Annotated in this window: 1 pseudogene; it reads right to left on the reverse strand. The window is 72.2% G+C overall.

What is annotated here, in order from left to right:
* Window positions 1–204 (reverse strand): annotated as a pseudogene (locus FMEAI12_RS21515) (hypothetical protein); the annotation flags it as partial.
* Window positions 205–248 lie beyond the last annotated feature (44 nt).

The raw sequence follows: 248 nt of genomic DNA on the forward strand, positions 1-248 counted from the left end.
CCTCCCGTCCGGTGCGTGTGGGTCCATGTCCGTGTGATCAGGCGGCGGTGCCACCGCAGGACGGTCCCCGGGGGTGACCAGCCGGTGCGCTCCCAGCGCTCTGGGCAGGAGCCTGATCAGAGCGGCGGGCACCGCCCGGTCCGCCCAGTCCCACCGGGGCTTGGGCTGGGTGCGGCGCAGCACCGCGACCTCATGCCGCAGCACGAGCAACTCGATGTCCTTTGACGCCGACGAACGGCCGAAGAGGA

This window comes from Parafrankia sp. Ea1.12 (genome assembly GCF_900465275.1).
In the GTDB taxonomy this organism is placed as follows: domain Bacteria; phylum Actinomycetota; class Actinomycetes; order Frankiales; family Frankiaceae; genus Parafrankia; species Parafrankia soli.